Genomic DNA, 24,469 nt, shown 5'->3' on the forward strand with positions numbered 1-24,469 from the left:
GCGAGCGTCCCGCTCGTGCCCATTCCAATTTATATAATCATTAAATTTTCCAAGACTTACTTTGCGGGCACGAGCGGGACGCTCGCGCTAGCAGGGGTTATTCTCTTTGTGGACAAATATTGTATTAGCCGCGATAAATCGCGTCTCTACCGAAATTACATTACCGCCACCGAAACCCTCGGTTTATAATCCTTTGCAATATCGGCAATCAACTTGATATGATTTGGGGTTGTTCCACAACAACCTCCTATGATGTTTATTAAATTATCGTCTAAATAACTTTTAATTTGGGCTTGCATTTCTTCCGGTGTTTCGTCGTATTCTCCAAAGGCGTTTGGCAATCCGGCATTTGGATGTGCTGATATGTTGAAAGACGTATGCGAAGACAATGTCTGCAAATATGGTTTCAATAAATCGGCTCCTAGAGCGCAATTGAATCCTACGCTCAACAACGGAATGTGCGAAACTGAAATCAAGAAAGCCTCGACCGTTTGTCCCGAAAGCGTTCTTCCCGAAGCATCGGTAATCGTTCCTGAAACCATGATTGGAATGTCAAGATTGCGTTCTTCTTTTACTTCTTCGATTGCGAAAAGTGCTGCTTTGGCATTCAACGTATCAAAAATAGTTTCTACCAAAAGTAAGTCACAACCTCCGTCGATTAATGCTTCTACTTGTTGTTTGTAGGCAATGCGTAAATCGTCAAAAGTTACTGCTCTGTAACCTGGGTCGTTTACGTCTGGCGACATGCTGGCTGTACGGTTTGTTGGGCCTATTGAACCAGCAACAAAACGAGGTTTGTTTGGATTTTTGGCAGTGAATTCATCGGCTACTTCACGGGCTATTTTTGCCGATTCGTAGTTCAATTCATAAACCAAATCCTCCAAGTGATAATCGGCCATACCGATTGTGGTTCCCGAGAAAGTGTTGGTTTCCACTATATCGGCTCCTGCCTCAAAATAGGCGGCATGAACTTCCTTTATAGCTTTTGGCTGTGTTATGGATAACAAATCGTTATTCCCTTTTAACGGATGCGCAAAATCTTTGAATCGTTCGCCTCGAAAATCTTCTTCGGAGAAATTATATCGTTGCAGCATGGTTCCCATTGCTCCATCGAGCACGAGAATTCTCTTTTTTATTTCTTCTTGAATTTTTGACATATTTTTTATTTCTCCCAAAGACGCAAAGACGCTTGGCTTTTATTATTGTTTCAAAATCATTTTCTCAATTTGACTCCAAAAAATCACAATTGTTTATTCTTTAGCCCCGATGGAAGCGATATCCTTTTATTCTGGGGTTCAGAATAAAAGATATAGCGCACAGCGGGAACGTTGATGGCAAAAATGCGCCAATCTTTCGCTCTTGATGCTGAAATAAATTCAGTATGCTAAATTATCTATATGTTATCAGGAAAAGAGTTGCAAAAATACAGATGTATCTTGTGTTATCTATCCCCGCGATGCGTGGTAGAATGTAGCACCTTTCTCGTAAGGACGAGAGGTTGCTAAGGTTTCATTGGGTCTTTTCCCTCCGCCTTTCGTGATAACTTTCAATAAAATTAGGAACGGCGCAAAGTTATGAAATAGCCTTGCGACTTGCAAGTATTTTTGAAGGTTTGAAATTTTGTTTAAAAAAAAGGTTTAAATTGTTTAAGGTTGTTTAAAAAAGTTGAAGATTGTCACTCTATCGACACCCAAACCTTTCTAAACTTTTAAACAATTTAAACCTTTAAACTTTTTTAAACCCTAAACTAAACAATCGCTTTCACAACTGCTTTTGGTGCTTCTTTACGGGTACCGTCGAATCCATCTACTCCGGAAACGGTGGTGTATTTCATTACGTATTTTTTACCCGGGTTGATGATTTGGTAAGCCGCCTGACACATTAATGTGGCTTCGTGGAATCCGCAAAGAATCAATTTTAATTTTCCTGGGTAGGTGTTTACGTCACCAATGGCGAAAATCCCAGGAATGTTCGTTTGATAATCCAAAGCGTTGTTTACTTTGATAGCATTTTTTTCGATTTCTAATCCCCAATGTGCGATTGGGCCTAATTTTGGTGTCAACCCAAAAAGAGGAATAAAGAAATCACATTTGATATTTTGGTGTGCGCCGTCTTCATCAACATCAACAGACTCTAAATGTTCGGCTCCGTTTAATCCAACAACTTCTCCAGGAGTAATCATCTTGATTTTTCCGGCTGATTTTAATTCCTGCACTTTTTCTACAGAGTCTAAAGCTCCTCTGAATTCGTTTCTGCGGTGAATTAAAGTTACTTCTGATGCCACGTTGGCCAGGAAAATAGTCCAGTCCAAAGCAGAATCACCACCTCCGGAAATCACAACTCTTTTGTCTCTGAATTTCTCTGGATTTTTGATAAAGTATTTCACTCCTTTATTTTCGTAAAATTCGATATCCTCGATAAGTGGTTTTCTAGGTTCAAAACTTCCCAATCCTCCAGCAATAGCTATAACAGGCGCATGGAATTTTTTTCCTTTATTTGAAGTTACAATAAAACTACCATCCTCTTGTTTTTCTATAGTCTCCGCACGCTCACCAAGTGTAAATCCTGGTTCAAATTGCTTGATTTGTTCCATTAAATTATCCACCAAATCTCCAGCCAATACTTCTGGGAACCCCGGAATATCATAAATTGGTTTCTTTGGATATAATTCTGAAAGTTGTCCTCCCGGTTGTGGTAAGGCGTCCAAAATATGACATTTTAATTTTAATAATCCTGCTTCGAAAACGGCGAAAAGACCTGTTGGCCCGGCTCCTATAATAAGTATGTCTGTTTTAACCATTATGTATAAATTTTAACTTCTTTAATATTTATTTTTAATCTGCAAATGAAGGAATGATTTCAATTTCTAAATATGACTATTATCAGAGAATTTTATCCTTAATTGTTTTATTCATTATTTTTTAGCCCTTTGGTAATTTCGTTCATCCTTTGGACTTTTTCTTCAAAATTACCTTTTAGGGTTTTGCGGTATTCATTCAGGTTTTCGACCATTTTATTGATGTCTTCCGGAATTACCTCTTCGAAAAATTCCCTGAGCCTTTTGGCTGTTGTGGGCGATTTTCCGTTGGTCGAAATGGCAATTTTTACGTTTCCTTTGGTTACAATACCTCCCAAATAATAATCGCATAAATCTGGTGTATCGGCAATATTGCAAATCAAGTAACACTCTCGAGCAAGTTTATACACCCTTTTGTTGACTTCTAAATCATCTGTACAAGCAATAACCATATTGCGTTTCTTAAGCATTTTTTTCTTGAACTTCGATTGGGTCAGTTTTACCGAAGGATGTTTTTCGACTAATGCTTCCAACTCAGGAATGAACTTTGTCGCCACTACCTCAACATTGGCATTTGGACTGGATTTCAACATAAACGACAACTTTTCCAAACCTACATTGCCACCACCAACAATAAGTACATTGATGTTATGCAGTTTTAAAAAAATTGGGTATAATTCGTTTCTTTCCATTACAATTTCAATTCGGCAGTCACAAATTCCTCGTAAAAACCTTTTAATTTATTGCTCTCTTTAACGACTTCTCCAATTACAATAATTGCAGGAGATGCTAATTTACTTTCGGTAACGACTTCCTGAATCGTATCAATAGTTCCCACACCAATTTTTTCATTAGGCATTGTTCCGTTTTGAATAATCGCAACGGGGGTTTCTCCTTTGGATTCTTTTTGAAATAACTCCACAATTTGCTTCAGCTTGTTCATTCCCATCAAAATCACCACTGTTGCAGATGATTGTGCTGCGAGTGCAATATCATTAGACAAATTGCGATTGGAAGTGGTTCCTGTGATTACCCAAAAACTTTCGGAAATTCCTCTTTTGGTCAATGAAATTCCCTGATAAGCGGGAACTGCAATCGCCGATGAAATTCCGGGAACCACAAATGTAGGGATTCCAAAACTTTCTACGTAATCTATTTCTTCGCTTCCTCTTCCAAAAATAAATGGATCACCTCCTTTTAACCGAACCACATGACCGTAAGTAAGCGCATTGTCCACAATCAATTGATTGATTTGATCTTGCGAATATTCATGACATCCGGCTCTTTTCCCCACAAAAATTTTTATACAATCCTGCGAGGCATGCTTCATTATTTCCTCATTGGCCAAGGCATCATACAAAACCACATTGGCTTCAGCGAGCGCTTTTACGCCTTTGAGCGTAAGCAAGTCCGGGTCGCCGGGTCCTGCACCCACTAAAGTTACTTTGGGTTGTATGTTATTATTAAGCATTAGCTAAATCTTTGGCTCTGTATTTTTCTATTTCTTCAAAAAAGGAAATTCCTTCTTTAATATATTGTTTTGCAAAAGCTTCTGAAGGCTCTACTTGATTGATTTGATATACCAATTCTTTGAAAGAAGCTGTATTCAACTCGATTTTTTTGGTAGCTATGAAAACATTTTCAAACAAATCGATAATTCCAACGTGAGTGTTTGTTTTTTCGTTTTCAGAAAGCAACAATGCTTTTGCACCGTTTACAAATCCGGCGTAAGTATGATAAATTGCATTAGCCCATTTTCCTTCATCGATTGCTTCTTGAGCAAAAGTTAATTTTTCTTTAGCCTCAAATAATAAAGAAGCTACCAAATCAATTACAACTCCGGCACATTCTCCAACACCAACCGCTTTTACGTAATTATCAGCATTCCCCCAATCTACAAAATCGGCTTCGGTCAAATTGTTTGTATCAGACAACGGTTTTAGTATTTCGTAGAAATATTTCTCTCCTTTCGCATCATAATAATCAAGGAATTTTTGTCCGTTGGCATTAGCATCAAAATCATTTAAAATAGTACGCAATGCTTCTGGTCCTCTACGGCTTGGAATTTTGATTACCTTATCGGCAAAACGTCCTTCTCCGTTTCCTAATCTTCCTCCACCCAATAAAACCTGCAAAGCTGGAGCTACCAATTTTCCAGAGTTAATAGACATTCCTTGGAAACCAATCGCAGACATATTGTGTTGTCCGCAAGCGTTCATACAACCACTGATTTTGATTTCGATTTCGCGATTGTTTTTGTACTGAGGATATTCGGCATTGATTACTCTTTCCAATTCTTCGGCGATACCTGTACTGCTCGCGATTCCTAAGTTACAAGTATCTGTACCCGGACAAGCTGTGATATCGGCAGTTGAATTGTATCCCAAATCAACCATTCCTAATTTGGCTAATTCTTGGTAGAAGAAAGGTAAGTTTTCTTCTTTTACATGACGAATCACTATATTTTGACGCAATGAAAAACGCAATTCATTAGCAGCATAATTCTTGATTAAATCAGCTAATTGTCTGGCTTTGTCAATATAAAAATCTCCTAAAAGAATTTTAATTCCAATCGCAAAATACCCTTTTTGTTTTTGGGCAATAACATTAGATTCTTTCCAGGTTTCGTAAGCCGTAGTATCTTCGATGGTAACTTTTGGAGCTTCCAGCAATGGTTCCGGAATTGGGCCATCAAATGCTGTCGTATCTATTTCGTAAGTTTCAAAAGCGATTGCTTTTTGCTCTTGCTCAACTAATTCTAAAAATGCATCTTTTCCAAGTTCTTTTACCAAAAACTTCATACGTGCTTTCATTCTCTTAACACGCTCTCCGTATCTGTCAAACACACGGATGATTCCTTCTGCCGTTGGAATGATTTTATTAACCGGAATAAATTCTGAAAGCAATTCGGCGTGAGAAGGTTGTGAACCCAAACCTCCACCAAAAACTACTTTGAATCCGCGTTGACCATCCACAATTTTCGGGATAAATCCTAAATCGTGCAAATAACTCAAAGCAGTATCTTCGTCTGAAGACGAGAACGAAATTTTGAATTTACGTCCCATTTCCTGACAGATAGGATTTCTTAACAAATATTGAAACATGGCGTGAGCATAAGGCGTAACATCAAACGGTTCGTTTACATCGATTCCCGCCAACTCACTTCCTGTAATATTTCTAACGGTGTTACCACAAGCTTCACGCAAAGTAATATCGTCCTTAGCCAATTGTTCCCAAAGTTCCGGAGTTCTGTCCAAACTCACATAGTGAATCTGAATATCCTGACGTGTTGTGATGTGCAAACGTCCTGTAGAATATTCCTCAGACACATCTGTGATTCGTCTCAATTGCTCACCGCTTACTTTACCATAAGGCAATTTGATACGAATCATTTGCACGCCTTCCTGACGCTGACCGTAAATTCCACGTGCTAGACGAAGACTACGAAAACGCTCTTCATCGATATTCCCGCCACGAAATAACTGAATCTTTTTTGCTAATTCAATGATTTCTTTTTCAACTATCGGGTTTTCTATTCCTGTTCTGTAACTTTCCATTTTTTTGTCTAAAATTTAGGTTGCTCGTTTATGTTTTTTGATGACATTTTAACTATCAACTAAAAACCAAAAACTATCAACTATTTAATAAATCCAACCCCTGCCGTCGTGTTGGTAGCGGCATCTATTAATATAAAAGCTCCATTCGACTTGTTTTCTGTGTAGGCATCGAAATAGATAGCTTTACTCAATTTAATAGTCACTTCTCCAATTTCATTAATAGCCAATTGAGAAGCTGGAGTTGTTCCTGAATAATCCGTTGCAATAACATTTTTCACACTGTCAATTTTGGCCAAAACTCTGTTTGTGTTGTGTTGTACAAAATATTTTGCGCCAGCAACTAATTTTTTGCTGTCCATCCAGCAAACTGTTGTTTCGATTTCTTTTTCAACTTTAGGAAGTTCGTTTGATTTTACAATCATATCTCCCCTAGTCACATTGATGTCATTTTCCAATTCGATAGTAATTGACGAACCTGCAGTTGCTTCATCAAACTGTTTGTCAAAAAAGTGAATGTTGGTCACTTTTGATTCTGTCAAAGAAGGCAATACTGTAACGGCATCTCCCACTTTGATATTGTTTCCGGATAATTTTCCGGCATAACCTCTAAAATCGTGATATACTTCTGTTTTTGGACGAATAACTGTCTGAACCGGGAAACGCGCTTTTCCGTTTTCGTAAATATCTTTTGGTTCCAAAGCTTCTAAGTGTTCCAAAACCGTTTGCCCTGTGTACCAAGGCATATTCTCAGATTTATCGGCTACGTTTCCTCCATTGATAGCACTCAAAGGAATATAACTTACGTTTTGTTCTTTGTAAGCACTTTTAGCATTCAATGCTTGGAAATCGGCTTTGATTTTATTGAAAACTTCTTCCGAATAATCAACCAAGTCCATTTTGTTAATCGCAACAATCACGTCTTTTACTCTCAATAAATTATTGATAAAAAAGTGACGGTACGTTTGCTCAATCACTCCTTTACGAGCATCAATCAAAATGATAGACACTTGAGAAGTCGAAGCTCCTGTAACCATGTTACGAGTATATTCTACGTGTCCTGGAGTATCGGCAATGATGTAACTTTTTTTCGCAGTCGAAAAATAAATGTGCGCCACATCTATCGTAATTCCCTGTTCTCTTTCGGCAACCAAACCATCAGTAGCCAAAGAAAAATCAAGATAATCGTATCCTTTTTGTTTGCTGCTTTTTTCTATTGCTTCAATTTTATCTGTAGTCAATGATTTTGTATCATACAATAATCTTCCGATTAAAGTACTTTTCCCGTCATCTACGCTTCCTGCTGTTGCTATTTTTAAAACTTCCATTCTGTTTTTGTTTATTGTTTGTAGTTATTTGTTTGTGGTTTATAGCCATTAACTATAAACGAAAAACCATCAACTCTTAAAAGTATCCTTGTTGTTTTCTTTTTTCCATAGCAGCCTCAGAACGTTTGTCATCGATTCTGGCTCCTCTTTCAGAAATGGTCGAAGAACGAATTTCTCCAACTACTTCCTGGATAGTAGCCGCATACGATTCAACAGCGGCAGTACAACTCATATCTCCAACGGTTCTGAAGCGAACAATTCGTTCCTCGATTTGTTCGTCTTCTTCTTGGTACACAAAAGGAGAGTGTGACCAAATTAAACCGTCTCTCAAAAAAACTTTACGTTTATGCGAAAAATAAATGGATGGAATTTCTATTTGTTCTTGCTCAATATAACTCCAAACATCTAATTCTGTCCAGTTTGAAATTGGGAAAACACGAACATTTTGTCCAATTTCAATTTTTCCGTTCAATAAATCAAATAATTCAGGACGTTGGTTTTTTTCGTCCCATTGACCAAAATCATCACGAACAGAAAAAATACGTTCTTTGGCTCTTGCTTTTTCCTCATCACGACGTGCTCCACCAATACAAGCATCAAATTTGAATTCTTCGATAGCATCCAATAACGTAGTCGTTTGCAAGGTGTTTCTACTGGAATATTTTCCTGTTTCTTCAACCACTTTTCCTTCGTCTATCGCATCCTGCACATTACGAACGATTAATTCCAATCCCAATTCGGCAACCAATTTGTCTCTAAACTCAATTGTTTCAGGAAAATTATGTCCTGTATCTACGTGCAATAATGGAAAAGGAATTTTGGCAGGAAAAAATGCTTTTTGTGCCAAACGCACCAATGTAATAGAATCTTTACCGCCTGAGAAAAGCAAAACGGGTTTGTCAAATTGAGAAATTACTTCCCTGAATATGTAAATTGCTTCGCTTTCTAAAGCATTTGTTTTTAATACTGAACTCATTTTTTTAATTTAAAGATTAAATGATTGAAAAATTTAAAGATTCCAACAATCATTTATAATTCATAATTCATAATTTAAAATCACTTTTGGTGCAATCCACATTCTTTATGACTGGACTCCCACCACCATCTTCCTGCTCTGATGTCTTCTCCTTCTACAATAGCTCTGGTACAAGGTGCACAACCAATGCTTACAAATCCCTTTTTGTGTAAGGCATTTTGTGGCACATTATTCTCATCAATATATTTTTGAACGTCTTCCAAACTCCATTTCAACAACGGATTGAATTTGATGATATTAAAATGAGCATCATATTCAAAGGCGGCTAAACTATTTCTGTTTTCCGATTGTTCGGCTCGCAAACCTGTAATCCAAATTTCATTTCCTTTCAAGGCTTTTGTCAACGGAGCTACTTTTCGAATGAAACAACATTCTTTTCTGTTCTCCACCGATTCGTAAAAACTGTTCGGTCCTTTTTTATTCAACAAATTTTCCACGTCATTCGCATCTGGAAAATAGGCTTGAATTGCCACTTTGTATTTCTTAACCGTTTTATGAAAAACATCATAAGTTTCTTGAAACAATCTGCCGGTATCCAATGTAAAAATGGTAATTGGCAACTCATTTTTGGCAATTAAAGCTGTTATCACCTGATCTTCCTGACCAAAAGAAGTCGAAAAAACCACCTTCCCCTGATATTCATTAGCCAAAAATGACAAAGTTTCTTCAATTGAGAAACCTGCCGTTTTTTCCAATAAACTATTTGCTATCGCTGTGCTCATTTATTTTCTTTCTCTTTTTGATTTCAAAATCCATTACCCTATCGGGTTACTAGATTACTTTGCAAAAATAATACTTTTTTTTAAATTCAAAATTATTTTTAGATAAAATTTAATAGTTAAAATACAATGTCTGTCAGAGAGTTAGTTTCGATAACGATAATTTTACGCAACTCCAAGGTCTGATATTGTCATTCCGAGGAACGAGGAATCCCAACTAGTAATTCCAAAAAGTGAGTCGAATACTTTGTCGAGCTACTTACTTAGATACTTTCTTCGTCAGCATGACAAGCTTGAGGATTATTGGAATGTTGAAAACGGTCAAGAGTAGGATCCAGACACGAGCAATAGCGAACTACCTAATAAATTCACAAAATGCGATTTCTCGTGCCTCGAAATGACAAACTAATAACCTGAGTTCGATTATTACTGTTTTTTTTTATGATTATAAAAAAGCCAAATCTCTCTCATTAGCCCCGATAATAGTGGAAATCCTTTTTGTTTTTTCTTTAAAAACAAAAAGATTGCAACGGATAGCGGGAACAATGTTTCCTGAAAAACCAAATGTTTCTGCTCCAAAAAACAATAATCGAACTCCGATTTATAAGCCGATTATAACTTAATTTAGAAATTGAACTGTGCCTGCAACCTCAACAAATTTCCTTGTTGTCTATTATCCGGAAGCACACTGTCTTCAAATGTTCGGTCGGCAATTACCCATTCGGCAGTAAATTCGAATGCTTTAAAAGGTTGCCACTCTACGCCTAATTCGTAATCTCTAACCACGTAACTTCGAGCATCTTTTTCGAATTTTTTTCCACCGTCATAATATTGAAACTTAGCAAAAGGATACAATAAATGATGCTTGGCTAAATTCACATCCCATTTGTAATTCAGAGTGATATAACCTCCATTCAAATCGGTAACTTCAATGGTATTATCGTTTTTATTATACCGTGGCCCTTTTCCAAAATTATATTCGGTTTGGATTCCGAATGGTTTTGGATATAAAACAAAAGAAGCACCAATTCTTTCATCGGTTACGTATTTTGGATTACTGAAATCAGTGATTACTCCCGGGGATATTTCACTGGTAAAAGCCCATTTACCGGTATAAGCCTGGATTCCGGGTTCTATTATTTGGTCACCTATTACAAATGGATACGTAAATCGTGTTACTACGTGCAAATTCCTATTTCCTTCAGATTTATTTGAAGTCTGACCGTTGTAAACCCCAAAAGCAAATGCACCATAATCCCCCGAACCTTTATATCCATCCTTTACAAGCATGTCAAAACGTTCTCTAATTTCGCTAGGAGCCCAATAGAAAAACACACCCAAATCTCTTTCATTTGCCACAGCACTATTAAAACCATCATTGCGATCCAATGTCAAACGGTTTTGACTTGATTGCAAATTCTCAAATCCATAAGGCACTTTACTTTGACCGACTCTAACCCGATATTCTCTTTTTTTATCAAAAGACAAATCAAAATAAGCATCTCTCAATTGGGCAAAATTATTGACCCCGCTGGAAGGTGAACTAGCAAAATCAGGTTGAAAATAAAAATATAAATTTGGCAAAATTTGACCTGAAAATACCAATCGGGCACGGCGTATAAAAAAACCGTTATTCGATTCTGCATCGGGATCAGTTGAAGTTGTCCCCCAGGATTTGTCGCATTGATCACAAGAAACTCTGTCGTTTGTAGAAAACAATCCGTTGTATCTTACCTGAACATAACCTCTGAAGGAAATCTTTCGGTACCAAGCGACTTTTTCAGCAGCTTCTACTTTTTCCCGCTGCGCTTGATCTTTCGAATTAATAGAGTCCATAATGCGAATGACCTCTTTCTTAATTTCCTCCTTATTTTTGGCACTATTAGTCCCATTGTTTATATCTTGAGCATTAACGACGAAGGAAACAAGAAGTAAACTTGTAAATAACACTTTTTTCATATTCAGTCAGTTATTTAATTTTTTTCAAAATTGTCATTACTTTAAACCAACATTACCAAGAAATAAAATAGTAAGAATTATTTTTTTAGAATACATAGCAATAAATATACGTATTTATTTTCAAATCAAGATATTAAGACTTTTTTTTACATACTAACTTACAAATCGTGATTCTGTATTAGGATTTTTATTGAAGAAAATACCATTTAGAAATACAAAAAAGACGATTCCACTGAACTAAATCAATGAAATGGTCTTTTTTATGTTTTTTTTCTAATAAAAAATAAAATAATCTAAATGAAGTACTTAAAACGCTTCTTCAAAAAGGTTACCTCTTTTGTTAAAAAGCAATATCAGCAAGAGTGTTACTTTCCAAAACTTTGAGTGTATTATCTCTGACCTCAGTCATTAAGCGTCTTGCGGCACAGGTAGTTTCGTCATCACAATCATCACATTTTTCATAAAAATTATGACTCGCACACGGCAGCAAAGCGATTGGCCCCTCGAGGATGCGATAAACTTTGGCCATATTGATGTCTTTTGGGTCTTTTATCAAATAATAACCACCGCCTTTTCCTTTTTTGGCACCCAAAAACCCTGAGTTTCTGAGCAATAACAAAATACTTTCCAAAAACTTGATCGAAATATGTTCATTTTTAGCAATTTCAGCAATTTGAACAGGTGTATTATCTTTTTGACGAGCCAAAAAGGTAAGTGCTTTTATTCCGTATTTTGTTTTCTTTGAAAGCATTATGATTTTAGATTTTGGATTAACGATTGTAGATTTATGATTTTTAGGAATCGAAAATTATTACAAAAATATTTTTTTTGATTGAATGAAAGTAAACACCCTAATTAACTATAAAATAATAATTCCATTATGGATTCATTTCAAAATCTTTTAGTGTTTTACCTTCTTTAAGCTTCCATTCCGTTTGTCCATTAGCACTTCTACCCATCACGATAGCAGCTGCTGTAGATGGGCTACTAAATATATAATCTTCTGTAAATTCATAATAATCCTGTTTATCAACTAGAATTTTAGCATCAATAAGCTTTTGTCTATTATTCACAAGATTTGAACTCAAAGAATTAGTTGTTACATGTGCTGCTTTTGAACCCTTAAACACTAAAAAACCATCTGACGTTGGTTCTCCTTGTCCATCCGCACCTCTTACAGCTTTTATAAAGAAAAAATCTTGCTTTTGCTTTGTCTTAAATACTCTTTTTTCATCAAATACTTTATGCCCCAAAGTATTCACTAATATTTTCACGTAACCTATAAACTCTTCCATTTCAGCCCTATCAGATTCTGAAATTGAAGATTGTGTAGGAGTTATTGAATTTTCAACTTTATATCTTTTAGCGCTTACAGCGATATCATGTAATCGGTTTTCTAGATATTTAATGTGAGCCTTATTTAGATTATCATCTTTAGAAATAAAAACAATTGCTTCATTCCAAAATTCTTTTCCACTTAGATGCTGCTTTAACCTATTAAAAACAGATTCTGCTTCTCCAATATAAACCAAATCGTCATTCTCATCGTCTTTACCAAAAAGCAAATAAATACCAGTATTATTCAAATCATACCTATCCGAACAGTCTTTAATTTTAATTCGAGGAATTTTATAAGCTTTCCCAGTCCAATTAGAAAGTTCACAACTCATTCGACCATTTGAATCTCCATCAATTAAAAAAATTTTTATAGTCTTTCCGTGTGCCATACCATTAATTTAAAAAACTAAGATAATACTTTAATTTATTATCCGATTAATCTATTGACTAAAATCCATTAAAGAATCTTTATAGTAACAAAAACAAAACCCACGGTTGAAACCGTGGGCTATTTTGAAATTCTAAATCTTTAAGAAAGTGCTTGATTCAAATCGGCAATTACATCTTCAACAGTTTCTATTCCTACCGAAACACGCACCAAACCATCAGTAATGCTTACTGCCAAACGTTCTTCAACAGTCAATTTACTGTGTGTTGTTGATGCTGGATGTGTTACAATCGTTCTTGTATCACCCAAATTTGGCGAAAGCGAACATAATTTTATTTTATCCAAAAATGCTCTTCCCGCTTCGATTCCGCCCTTGATTTCAAAAGCAACAATATTTCCTCCTAATTTCATTTGCTTTTTAGCAATTTCATATTGCGGATGCGATTTCAGGAACGGATATTTCACGCTGTTTACATTTGGATGATTTTCTAAAAATTCAGCAACTTTCAATGCATTTTCGCAATGTCTCTCGACACGGATTGCCAAAGTCTCCAAACTTTTCGATAATACCCAAGCATTAAATGGTGATAATGAAGGCCCTGTAAGTCTAGAAAACAAGTAAATATCTTTTATCAAATCTTCATTTCCAACGGTGATTCCTCCCAACACTCTTCCTTGTCCGTCAATCAATTTGGTTGCAGAATGCACTACCAAATGCGCCCCCCATTTTATCGGTTGCTGAATGTACGGAGTCGCAAAACAGTTGTCGATAATCAAAATCAGATTGTGTTTTTTGGCGATAGCTCCCAACAATTCCAAATCAATAATATCAACAGCTGGATTTGTTGGCGATTCCGCAAAAAGTATCTTCGTATTTGGTTTTATAAAACTCTCAATCGTTTCTGGTTTGTTAAGATCGAAATAAGAAGTTTCGATACCCCACTTCGGAAAATAATTCATAAACAAAGAATGAGTCGCCCCAAAAACACTGCCTGCAGAAACGATATGATCCCCTGATTTTAGCAAGGCCGCAAAAGTAGAATAAATCGCCGCCATACCCGATGCAAATGCAAAACCTGCCTCGGCACCTTCCATTTTGCAAATCTTTTCTATAAATTCGTTGGTGTTTGGATTGCTGTATCGGCTGTAAATATTTCTGTCTTTTTCGTCAGCAAAAGAAGCGCGCATATCTTCGGCATCTTCAAAAACAAAACTCGATGTTATGTACAAGGGCACTGAATGCTCCAAATATTGTGTTCTCTCGATTTGACTACGGATGGCTTGGGTTTCAAAACCACATTCTTGTTCGCTCATTGTCTTTTTTGTTTGTTGTTTTTAGTTTTTAGTTTATGGTGTCTCTTAGATTTTGGCTAATTCTACTCCATTCAAAACTACTTTATAATGTATCGTTGCTGTTGGCTCTACCGTTTTGGAAACCGAGCAATATTTATCAAATGATAATTGCGCTGCTTTTGCCGCTTTGTCTTCCTTGATGTTTCCTTCTAGAGAAAAAACCACATAAATATTTTTGAATGGTTTTGCCTCGCCCACTTGCACGCGTTCACCTTCAACCTCTGCTTTGAAAGAGGTGATTTCCTGGCGCTGTTTCTTTAAAATCGAAATCATGTCGATTCCGCTGCAACCTGCTACTCCCATCAATACCAATTCCATAGGGCTTGGCCCCATATCATTTCCTCCAAAATCTGGACGCGCATCTACATTTACTATATGTCCACGTTCGTTTTTTAATTCAAAATGGAAATTTTCGTTTACTCTGTCTAATGTTATTTTCATGGTTTGTTTTTTTAATCTAATTCAAAAATATTAAATCAAATGTCTTATTTACCGTAAAGTACACAAAGAATTACGCGAAGTTCGCAAAGCTTTGTGTCCCTTGCGTAATTCTTTGTGTACTTTGCGGTTAAAATTTATAGCTCCAAAAATCTAAATTCTGAAATCTTAAATCCCTACCCTTTATCCGATAATCTCAAAATATCACCAAAAACACCTCTCGCCGTTACTGCTGATCCCGCACCAGCTCCTTGAATCACGATTGGTCTGTCTCCATAAGATTCTGTATAAATTTCGAAGAACGAATCAGAACCTTTCAATCCGCCCAAAGCAGTTTCTTTTGGCACCGAAACCAGTTTTACTTCCAGATTTCCTTTGTCATTTTGTAAATCTCCTGACAATTCTCCAATATATCGTAACACATGATTTGGTTCTTGCTCTGCTTTTATTTTATCATAAATAGGATCAAATTCTTTCAATTTATTTAAGAAATCAGAAACATCTCCTTCACGCAAATGCTCTGGAATAAGATTTTGAATCGAAATTTCTTCAAATTCATTCTGTAAATCCAATTCTCTCGCCAATATCAATAATTTTCTTCCAACATCATTTCCACAAAGGTCTTCTCTGGGATCCGGTTCAGTGTAACCGTTGTCGATGGCTTCTTTTAGTATTACGCTAAAAGGGACATCTTTTGCAGAGAAATTATTGAACAAATAACTCAAAGTTCCCGAGAAAACTCCTTTTATCTTGGTAATATTTTCACCCGAAAGGTGCAATAATTTTATAGTGTCAATTAATGGCAAACCGGCACCAACATTGGTTTCATACAAATAAGTCTTTTGATTGGCTTCTAATACCTCTCTCAACTCTTTGTAAAACGAATAACTCAAAGTATTCGCCACTTTATTAGACGAAATCAAATCGAAACTATTCTCAGCCAATTTGATATAATTCTCAACAAATGATGTACTTGCCGAGTTATCAATCGCAATTAAATTCTCTAGATGATTATTATTTGCGTAAGCGATAACATCATCAATTGTATAGGAAATTCCATTAGTCTGAATTTCATTTTTCCAGTTTGGAGAAACTCCGTCTTTATTCAAAAGAATATTTTTGGAATTGGCAATTGCAAAAACATTCAGTTTGATTCCTTTGCGTTTTTCAATAGCATTTGCTGATTCCAATATTTGGTTAATCAACGTTCCTCCTACCAATCCGTGACCGAAAATTGCAATATTTATTTTCTTGGAAACCCCAAAAATCTCGCCATGAATCACATTTAAAGCTCTATGCAACTCTGATTTTTTCACCACCAAACTCACGTTTTTACCCGTAACCGTGTTGTTAAAAAGAATCGGAACGATTTTATTTTTGATTAACGCTGTGTAAGGTTTATGAAAGGTACTCAAATCCTGGCCAATAATCGAAATCACCGAAACATTATCGGTAACCGTAATTTTATTAACGTCTTTTGAATAAAAGTCATTTTCAAATTCTCGTTCCAATTCAATCATCGCGCGAGTAGCTTTGTCTGCATCAACCACAATCCCAATTCCTCTTTCGGACGAACCTTGCGAAATGATACTAACGCTAATTTCGTTGTCGCCCATCACTTTAAAAATACGGGCATCAACGCCTGTTTTTCCTAATAATCCTCTTCCTTCCAGATTTACCAAAGCCACGTTTTCAAGAACCGAAAGTGTTTTGATTCCTTCTTTATTTGGATTTGATGTTATTAATGTTCCTTGATTTTCGTGATTGAAAGTATTCAAAATACGAAGCGGAATATTTTTTTCCAACAAAGGAATAATTGTCTTTGCATGTAAAATAGTTGCGCCAAAGTTGGCCAACTCATTCGCTTCATTAAATGTCAAATGATCAATTTTTTTGGCATCCAAAACCAAATCAGGGTTGGCTGTGTAAATTCCGTCGACGTGTGTGTAATTTTGAAGTTCCGTCGCATCCAAATAATTTGCCAGTAACGAAGCCGTGTAATTACTTCCGTTTCTCCCCAATGTTGTTGCTTCATTTTTGCTATTGGAACCAATAAAGCCAGTAACAATATTTACCGTTTCTCCATTATGTTCCTTGAAATAAGCTACTACATTTTTCTTCGAAAGCTGTTCAACTGGCTGTGCATCACCATAATTAGAATCTGTTTTTATCAATTCTCTCGTGTCGGCAAAATTGGCTTTGATACCATTTTTTATCAAAATAGCCGTAAGCAATTTAGCCGAAATCAACTCTCCTTTGGAAAGCACTTCGTCTTTAATTTTTATGCTATAATCTCCAATCAAGCTAACACCCTCAAAAAGTTTTTCTAGTTTATTAAACTCTTCTGATAAATCGACATCATTATAAACGTCTTGCTGGTATTTTTTAAAATTCCCAAAAGGTGTTCTAAAATCCTCGTTTTTGGCTGCCAAAGCCAATATATCCTCCAATTCGTTTGTTGCATTTCCGCGTGCCGAAACTACGACTGCAATCTGCTCCCCTTTGGTTACTTTCCCTTCAATAATCGCTACGACCTTATTGATTCCGTCTCCGTTTGACAAAGACTTTCCTCCAAATTTTAATATTTTCATATCTAATATATTTTTTAGCTTAAAATATTCCTTCAAGCAAATTGTCCAATTGTTTATATTCAATCAGGAAAGCATCGTGTCCGTGAATGGAATCAATTTCCTGAAAAGTTATGTTCTTTTTGTGTGCTTTTAATGTTTCGTAGGTTTCTTTATTTTCACTTATCGTAAAAAACAAATCCGAATTGATTCCAATAATATGAATATCGGCCTCGATTTGTGACGCCACAGCAAGGAAAGATTCCCTGTTTCTGGCTATATCTATTGTTTTCAGCAACTGATTCATCAACTTGTATGCCGAAAGCTGAAAACGTTTTTGCAATTTTTTGCCGTGATGATTCAACCAACTTTCGATATTAAAAACAGCCAATTCTTCATTGGTAGTTCGGTCAAATCTCGCTTTGAAAGACTCTGGTGTTCTATAGCACAACATGGCATGAATACGGGCATCTTCAATTGGCTTTGCCGAATTATTCAAAATTTGTTCTTGCAGAAAACAGTTGGCAATTAACCAATCTGTAGATTTCCAATCAGTTGCAATCGGGATTAAATGTTTGGTCAGTTTTGGAGCCAATGCAGCAATTTCCCAAGCAATTCCTCCTCCTACAGACCCTCCGATAATAGCATACAATTGATTAACATGAAGTTCTTTTAATCCTTCTAGAAAAAGTCGTGCCACATCACGAGCTGTAAAATCCAAATAGTTTTCGATAATTGTACCGTCAAAACCATTTCCGGGTACGTTAAAAGCAAGTATGGTGTATTTATTGGTATCTATTGTTCTGTTTTCTCCAATCAAAACATTCCACCATCCTTTTAATCCTACGACCTGAGAATTTCCTGTCAAGGCGTGATTTACCAAAACGATAGGTGCAGAATGTAATGCAGGACCAAAAACGTCATAACTCAAATTGAGCGTAGCATAAAAAGCACCACTTTCGGTAGTGAAATTTTGTATTGTAATTGTGCTTGGTTTATTTTCCAATTTCAAATCTTTTTGATTTTTTGATTTGTACCTGGAAATATTATGAAGAAAGCTAGAAAACTCGAATGAATTCTTTGTGTTATCTTTCCACGTTTGGCGTGGTAGAATGCAGCACCTTCTTCGATAAATCGAAGGGTTGCTAAGGCTTCATCGGGTCTAATCCCTCTACCTTTCTTTATAACATTTCAATACGTTTCTGAACTTAAAGGTGCAAATTAACTACAATTTTATGAAACAACCAAATTAATATTTGAGTCAACCTTTAAACAATAGTTATTCATCAATTAAAAAATTGCCAAGAATTGCACTAATTCTCACGGGTTTATTTCTTTTCAAAAGAGAATATTCCGTGTTTTTATTCCGTGCAATTCGTGGCAAATAATTTGTACCCTGTATTTCTTATGGTACTTATATTATGACTTAAATAAAAAGAGTGTCATTTTCTTTAGAGTACATGTGAAACAATAAAGATCCTTTACCTTTTTTTCCTTTCAAATCGAAATTTTTGTCGATATGAAATCTTGGGTGATTCAATTCTTTGATAGGGTTAAAAGTTTCAATTTTTATTAGTTTCAAAATTGATTTTTTTAACAACTCTACTCTGCTTGTGATATATGTTATAGTTTTCATGATACTTTCTTTTTGTAATTAATATTTTCTGTGGCTTATAGCTTAAATGTTTTACAACATTTTGTTTTCTTATGCACAACGAGTTTTGTCTAAAAAAATCAATTGTGCGCTTTATAATTTGACCTGACAATAATGAAACTTCGACCGGCACTGAAACTTCATTGTCTTGGCGAGAATCATACTTGATTTCTGGTTCATTCTTTTTTGCGCTTTTGAACTCATAATTTCTCTTTTTTAATTGTTATTAATTCTATTCAACTTTTATACTCTTACTTTCATTCTGAAAAAGGCCTGAAAAACAAAAAACCCTTTTAGATACGCATCCAAAAGGGTTCAAGTTATATAACAAACTTATACTTTTGGAATCAGCAAATACAAACACACACCATGGCATAGTCACGCTTCATCTTCTGTTTCGCCTTGCAAATGGTAACCTTAATTGTGTAGTGTTGTTTCATTGTTAATCTTAATTCTTATTTTACTTCTTCTTATTGTTTCTTTAACATTTTAATATCAAAAAAAAACCTCCCATTATGTTGGGAGGTTTTGCTATATATTTTTTAATTTAAAATAAAGCTATACACCTCCCCTACAGGTTTTCACCTGAATGGCTTTTTTTGACATATTGCAAAGGTTAAATTTCATTTTTTTTGTCTTTTCTAATTCTGTTGAGCAAATATCGAAACTTTTTTTCAAAAATCCTAATCCGAAACATAAATTTAATGATAAAGATACAAATACTTAAAATCAAAAAACCTAATTATCAATAATTTACAAAACTAAAAGTTATAAATTTAACAAATTGTTGTGTTTGTTCAACAAAATATTATTCTTTAACAGTCGAAAAAAAACAATAAAATAAACCTGAAATAGCAATCTGACATATAATTTAATTAAGAATTTACTTTTTACACTACAAAAAACGCCCAAAACTAAGCACTAACTGAACTTTGTTCTCCATAATAATTAAAAATTGGTCTCAAAATATCAGATAGCTGATTGAATTCAATCAGATAGGCATCATGCCCGTGAATAGACTGAATTTGATGATAAAATACATTTAACTTTTTAGCGCTCAATTCCCTATACGTTTTGCGCGTTTCTTCAGCAATAAACAAATAATCGGTATCGACGGTAATTAAATGAATATTTGCCTCAATCTCATTAGCCACTGTTAGAAAATCGGGTCTGTTTCGTGTGATGTCATTTGTTTTGAGCAAATGGTTCATCAACTTATAAGCGGCCAAGCGGTATCTATTTTTTAATTTAACCCCATGATCCAGCAACCAATTTTCTATCTGCAAAGTAGACAATTCATCCAGTTTGCTTCTCCTGAACCTTTGATTCACATATTCGGGTGTTCTGTACAGCAATGTCGCGTGCAAACGCGCGTCAACAATAGGATCATCTGAGTGATTCAAAATTTGATCCTGAATCAAAACGTTGGCAATAACCCAATCTGTGGCTTTCCAGTCGGTAGCAATTGGAATCAGATTATCAATTTTATCAGGATGTAAAGCTGCCATTTCCCACGTTATTGCCCCACCAAGACTTCCTCCAATTACCGCAAAAACATGTTTTACTTTCAAATGTAATAATCCTTCCCAAAAAATTCGGGCTATGTCACGAATTGTATAATCTTTATAATTATCAATCAAATTATCTAGATCACCATCAAATCCATTTCCGGGAATATTGAATGCGATGACTGTAAAATAATCAGTATCAATTACTTTTTTCTCTCCTACAATTCCGTTCCACCAACCATTTTTGGCGGTAACATTTGAATTCCCCGTCAAAGAATGATTCACAACCACGATTGGCGCACTGCCGAGAGGCTGCCCAAAAACCTGATAAAACAACGGAAGATACGACTTCTGCTTACCGGTTTCCAAATCAAAATTAAAGAGATCTATTTTTTGTAAATTTTCCATTTCGAATATTTTTAAGGTTATTTTTTTAAAAACTGCCTTAGATAATTAACCAAATCACAAAGGCAGTTTAACTAACAAAACCAAAAACTAACTTATACTAAATGAGGCGACTTAATAGTCTCAAAAACTGATTTCAAATCAGCTTTTAAATCCTCAATATCTTCTAATCCTACTGAAAGTCTGATTAAATCTTTGGTCACCCCAGTCGCAATTTGTTCCTCATCTGACAACTGTTGATGCGTGGTGCTCGCCGGATGGATGATTAATGATTTGGTGTCTCCAATATTGGCTAATAAAGAAAACAACTTGGTGTTATCAGCTACTTTTTTGGCGGCTTCAAAACCAGCTTTAAGACCAAAAGTAACAACGCCGCTTTGTCCTTTTGGCAAATATTTTTGAACCAAATCATTATATTTGCTGGATTTCAGACCAGGATAATTGACCCAAGCGACTTCTTCCTGTTGCTCCAGCCACTGTGACAAAGCCAACGCATTTTGACTATGTCTGTTGATACGAACTTCTAAAGTTTCTAATCCCTGAATGATTTGAAAAGCATTAAACGGACTCAAAGCGGCGCCAAAATCTCGCAATCCTTCAATTCGGGCTTTGGCAATAAAAGCGGCATTCCCCAATGCTTCATGGTAAACCAAACCATGATATCCCGCTGAAGGTTCCGTAAACTCCGGAAATTTTCCATTGCTCCAATCAAATTTTCCTGCATCAATAATAACACCTCCCAACGAGGTTCCGTTACCGGAAATATATTTAGTTAAAGAATGAATCACGATATCTGCTCCGTATTCAATTGGATTCAATAAATAAGGAGATGCCACAGTATTGTCTACAATAAAAGGCACTTTGAAAGTTTTGGCTTCTTCAGAAATTGCTTTCAGGTCAAGTACATCCAATTTTGGATTTCCCAAACTTTCAACAAAAAAAGCTCTAGTATTTTCTTTGGCAGCTTTTGCGAAATTTTTAGGATCTGTCGGATCAATAAATGTAGTTGTGATACCCAATCTTGGTAATGTAACTTTCAACAAATTATACGTTCCTCCGTACAAGCTATTTGAAGCAACAATATGATCCCCAGCTTTTAACAACACCAACAAAGCTGTTGTAATTGCCGCTGTTCCAGAAGCGGTTACCACTGCTCCAATTCCACCTTCGAGTGCCGCCAATCGTTGTTCCAGAATATCATTGGTTGGATTATTCAGCCTGGTGTAAATAAACCCTGCTTCTGCAAGTCCAAATAAATTGGCTGCATGATCTGAATTGTTAAACACATACGAAGAAGTCTGATAAATTGGTACAGCTCTTGTTCCTCCAGTTTTAGTTACGTCGTGTCCTGCGTGTAAAGCGTTTGTTGCAAATTTTTGTGTGCTCATGATTGTAAATTTTTAAATGTTATTAATTTTTTTTATGATGTTTTTAAAATTTTATGTATTCGAAAGAATGAAAAAAGCCCTTTTGGAACGGTTACCAAAAGGGCTTATAGTTTAAACTATTACGGAATTAAATCCTCCTCTTTTGGCAATAACAATATGGGATGCACATAGACATCATACAACAACACATCATTATCGTTACCATTATTTTCATTTTATTTCTATCTTAATAATTTTACAAAAAAAGACCTCTACCATTGGCAGAGGTTCTTATTGATGTATTTTTTGAAATTACACAATAGTTTACTCTGCGGAAATTTTCCACATCATACAACACATATTGTACATTATATTTTTCACTTCGTTTTTTTTGTTGGAGCAAAAGTGCAAACTATTTTTTAAACCACCAAGCAAAATTCAAATTATTTTTTATAAACTCTATAGAATTAGTAGTGTTTGTTAAATTCCTCTTAATTAAATCAAAAAAAACAAAAGAATAATTTGCAATTCAAAATGGTTTCATACCTTTGCACGCGAAAACAAGAGGAAAAATTTGGACTGATTGCAACCTCTTCATAATGAACTAGATTCATTATGGATGCTGAAAATTTTTCAGCAGAAAAAAAATGCTAAAGCAGAAACTCTCCTTTAGCCTTTTCCTGCAATTTCCTTCCTCGATTAATATTTAAAATTTATAATTATTATGGCTTATTTATTTACGTCAGAATCTGTAAGTGAAGGACACCCAGACAAAGTTGCGGATCAAATCTCGGATGCGTTAATCGATAACTTTTTGGCATTTGACGCTGAATCAAAAGTAGCCTGTGAAACTTTGGTTACCACAGGTCAGGTAATATTGGCAGGGGAAGTTAAATCGAATACCTACCTAGACGTACAACAAATTGCTCGTGAAGTAATTCGCAAAATTGGATATACAAAAAGTGAATATATGTTTGAAGCAAATTCTTGCGGTATTCTTTCTGCTATCCATGAACAATCTGCAGATATCAATCAAGGTGTTGACAGAGCAAGCAAAGAAGAACAAGGTGCTGGTGACCAAGGTATGATGTTTGGTTACGCAACCAATGAGACTGAGAACTATATGCCTTTGGCTCTTGATTTATCTCATAAATTATTGCAGGAATTAGCAATTTTGAGAAGAGAAAACAAAGAAATCACTTATTTACGTCCAGATGCAAAATCTCAGGTTACACTAGAATACAGCGATGATAACAAACCTACACGTATTGATGCTATCGTAATTTCGACACAACATGATGATTTTGACGAAGAGAATACAATGCTTGCCAAAATCAAAAAAGACATTGTAGAAATATTGATTCCTAGAATCATTGCAAAAAATCCTGAGCACGCTCATTTATTCAATGATAAAATCCAATACCATATCAACCCAACTGGTAAATTCGTAATTGGAGGACCACACGGAGATACTGGATTGACAGGTAGAAAAATCATTGTTGACACTTACGGTGGTAAAGGAGCTCACGGTGGTGGTGCTTTCTCCGGAAAAGACCCTAGTAAAGTAGACAGAAGTGCTGCTTATGCAACACGCCATATTGCAAAAAACCTTGTTGCAGCCGGAGTTGCCGACGAAGTTTTGGTACAGGTATCTTATGCAATCGGGGTTGCAAAACCAATGGGAATTTTCATTGAAACCTACGGAACTTCAAAAGTAAATTTGACAAACGGTGAAATAGCCAAAAAAGTAGAATCAATTTTTGATATGCGTCCTTACTTCATCGAACAACGTTTAAAACTAAGAAACCCAATCTATAGCGAAACTGCTGCTTACGGCCACATGGGACGTACTCCAGAAACAGTGACAAAAACATTCTCTGCTCCTGGTGGTTTGTCTAAAACAGTAACTGTTGATTTATTTACCTGGGAGAAATTAGACTTTGTAGATCAAATAAAAACTGCTTTCGGTTTATAAAAACCAAAAATCAAGCATAAAAAAACCATTCGTTCTGAATGGTTTTTTTATGCGCTATTTTGAATGAAAAAATTTAATCAACT

The 24,469-nt window shown here is 35.6% G+C and carries 19 protein-coding genes and 2 riboswitches; of the genes, 1 reads left to right on the forward strand and 18 read right to left on the reverse strand.

What is annotated here, in order from left to right:
• Window positions 1-155 precede the first annotated feature (155 nt).
• The 18 genes from EM308_RS01775 to EM308_RS01860 all read right to left on the reverse strand — a co-directional run bounded on the left by EM308_RS01775 (window position 156) and on the right by EM308_RS01860 (window position 22,432).
• Window positions 156-1,157, reverse strand: coding sequence for a homocysteine S-methyltransferase family protein (locus EM308_RS01775; RefSeq protein WP_035639726.1), 1,002 nt, complete (start codon window positions 1,155-1,157; stop codon window positions 156-158).
• A gap of 281 nt (window positions 1,158-1,438) precedes the next feature.
• A riboswitch (SAM riboswitch) is annotated at window positions 1,439-1,546 on the reverse strand.
• A gap of 201 nt (window positions 1,547-1,747) precedes the next feature.
• Window positions 1,748-2,800 carry an NAD(P)/FAD-dependent oxidoreductase gene (locus EM308_RS01780; protein WP_035639723.1) on the reverse strand — a complete coding sequence of 351 codons (1,053 nt, stop codon included), beginning with the start codon at window positions 2,798-2,800 and terminating at the stop codon, window positions 1,748-1,750.
• 107 nt (window positions 2,801-2,907) lie between these two features.
• Entirely contained in the window at window positions 2,908-3,489 is a 582-nt protein-coding gene (locus tag EM308_RS01785) for a precorrin-2 dehydrogenase/sirohydrochlorin ferrochelatase family protein (protein WP_035639720.1), read from the reverse strand.
• Complete coding sequence (gene cobA, locus EM308_RS01790; RefSeq protein ID WP_035639718.1) at window positions 3,489-4,268, reverse strand: uroporphyrinogen-III C-methyltransferase; 780 nt, start codon at window positions 4,266-4,268, stop codon at window positions 3,489-3,491. The genes EM308_RS01785 and cobA overlap by 1 nt, the downstream gene beginning before the upstream one ends.
• The gene (locus tag EM308_RS01795) at window positions 4,261-6,354 is read right to left on the reverse strand and encodes a nitrite/sulfite reductase (RefSeq protein WP_035639715.1); all 2,094 of its coding nucleotides are present in this window, start codon (window positions 6,352-6,354) and stop codon (window positions 4,261-4,263) included. Before EM308_RS01795 ends, cobA begins: the two co-directional genes overlap by 8 nt.
• 80 nt (window positions 6,355-6,434) lie before the next feature.
• Entirely contained in the window at window positions 6,435-7,679 is a 1,245-nt protein-coding gene (locus EM308_RS01800; RefSeq protein WP_035639712.1) for a sulfate adenylyltransferase subunit 1, read from the reverse strand.
• A gap of 76 nt (window positions 7,680-7,755) precedes the next feature.
• Window positions 7,756-8,655, reverse strand: a complete 900-nt coding sequence (gene cysD, locus EM308_RS01805; protein ID WP_035639709.1) for a sulfate adenylyltransferase subunit CysD — start codon at window positions 8,653-8,655, stop codon at window positions 7,756-7,758.
• A gap of 80 nt (window positions 8,656-8,735) precedes the next feature.
• Window positions 8,736-9,437, reverse strand: coding sequence for a phosphoadenylyl-sulfate reductase (locus tag EM308_RS01810; RefSeq protein WP_035639708.1), 702 nt, complete (start codon window positions 9,435-9,437; stop codon window positions 8,736-8,738).
• A 621-nt stretch (window positions 9,438-10,058) separates the two neighbouring features.
• A complete protein-coding gene (locus EM308_RS01815; protein ID WP_035639705.1) occupies window positions 10,059-11,393 on the reverse strand; it encodes a porin in 1,335 nt (444 codons plus the stop codon).
• Between the two features lie 340 nt (window positions 11,394-11,733).
• Window positions 11,734-12,144 carry an RrF2 family transcriptional regulator gene (locus EM308_RS01820; protein ID WP_035639702.1) on the reverse strand — a complete coding sequence of 137 codons (411 nt, stop codon included), beginning with the start codon at window positions 12,142-12,144 and terminating at the stop codon, window positions 11,734-11,736.
• Window positions 12,145-12,271: 127 nt separating this feature from the next.
• Window positions 12,272-13,120 (reverse strand): GIY-YIG nuclease family protein, encoded by an 849-nt coding sequence (locus EM308_RS01825; protein ID WP_035639699.1) that lies wholly within the window; start codon window positions 13,118-13,120, stop codon window positions 12,272-12,274.
• 140 nt (window positions 13,121-13,260) lie between these two features.
• Window positions 13,261-14,433, reverse strand: a complete 1,173-nt coding sequence (locus tag EM308_RS01830; protein ID WP_035639696.1) for a trans-sulfuration enzyme family protein — start codon at window positions 14,431-14,433, stop codon at window positions 13,261-13,263.
• Between the two features lie 45 nt (window positions 14,434-14,478).
• Window positions 14,479-14,913: an OsmC family protein gene (locus tag EM308_RS01835; protein WP_035639694.1), complete on the reverse strand. Its 435-nt coding sequence runs from the start codon at window positions 14,911-14,913 to the stop codon at window positions 14,479-14,481.
• 173 nt (window positions 14,914-15,086) lie between these two features.
• Window positions 15,087-17,501, reverse strand: coding sequence for a bifunctional aspartate kinase/homoserine dehydrogenase I (gene thrA, locus EM308_RS01840; RefSeq protein WP_035639692.1), 2,415 nt, complete (start codon window positions 17,499-17,501; stop codon window positions 15,087-15,089).
• A gap of 19 nt (window positions 17,502-17,520) precedes the next feature.
• Window positions 17,521-18,483: an alpha/beta fold hydrolase gene (locus EM308_RS18355; protein WP_316930232.1), complete on the reverse strand. Its 963-nt coding sequence runs from the start codon at window positions 18,481-18,483 to the stop codon at window positions 17,521-17,523.
• 76 nt (window positions 18,484-18,559) lie between these two features.
• Window positions 18,560-18,667: riboswitch (SAM riboswitch) on the reverse strand.
• 236 nt (window positions 18,668-18,903) lie between these two features.
• A complete protein-coding gene (locus EM308_RS01850) occupies window positions 18,904-19,113 on the reverse strand; it encodes a hypothetical protein (protein ID WP_035639686.1) in 210 nt (69 codons plus the stop codon).
• A gap of 932 nt (window positions 19,114-20,045) precedes the next feature.
• Entirely contained in the window at window positions 20,046-21,047 is a 1,002-nt protein-coding gene (locus EM308_RS01855; RefSeq protein WP_035639682.1) for an alpha/beta fold hydrolase, read from the reverse strand.
• A gap of 92 nt (window positions 21,048-21,139) precedes the next feature.
• Window positions 21,140-22,432, reverse strand: a complete 1,293-nt coding sequence (locus tag EM308_RS01860; protein WP_035639679.1) for an O-acetylhomoserine aminocarboxypropyltransferase/cysteine synthase family protein — start codon at window positions 22,430-22,432, stop codon at window positions 21,140-21,142.
• Between the two features lie 703 nt (window positions 22,433-23,135).
• Between EM308_RS01860 and metK the strand changes: the two genes are divergently transcribed.
• Window positions 23,136-24,386, forward strand: coding sequence for a methionine adenosyltransferase (gene metK, locus EM308_RS01865; RefSeq protein WP_035639677.1), 1,251 nt, complete (start codon window positions 23,136-23,138; stop codon window positions 24,384-24,386).
• Window positions 24,387-24,469 lie beyond the last annotated feature (83 nt).

The organism is Flavobacterium gilvum, from assembly GCF_001761465.1.
GTDB lineage: Bacteria > Bacteroidota > Bacteroidia > Flavobacteriales > Flavobacteriaceae > Flavobacterium > Flavobacterium gilvum.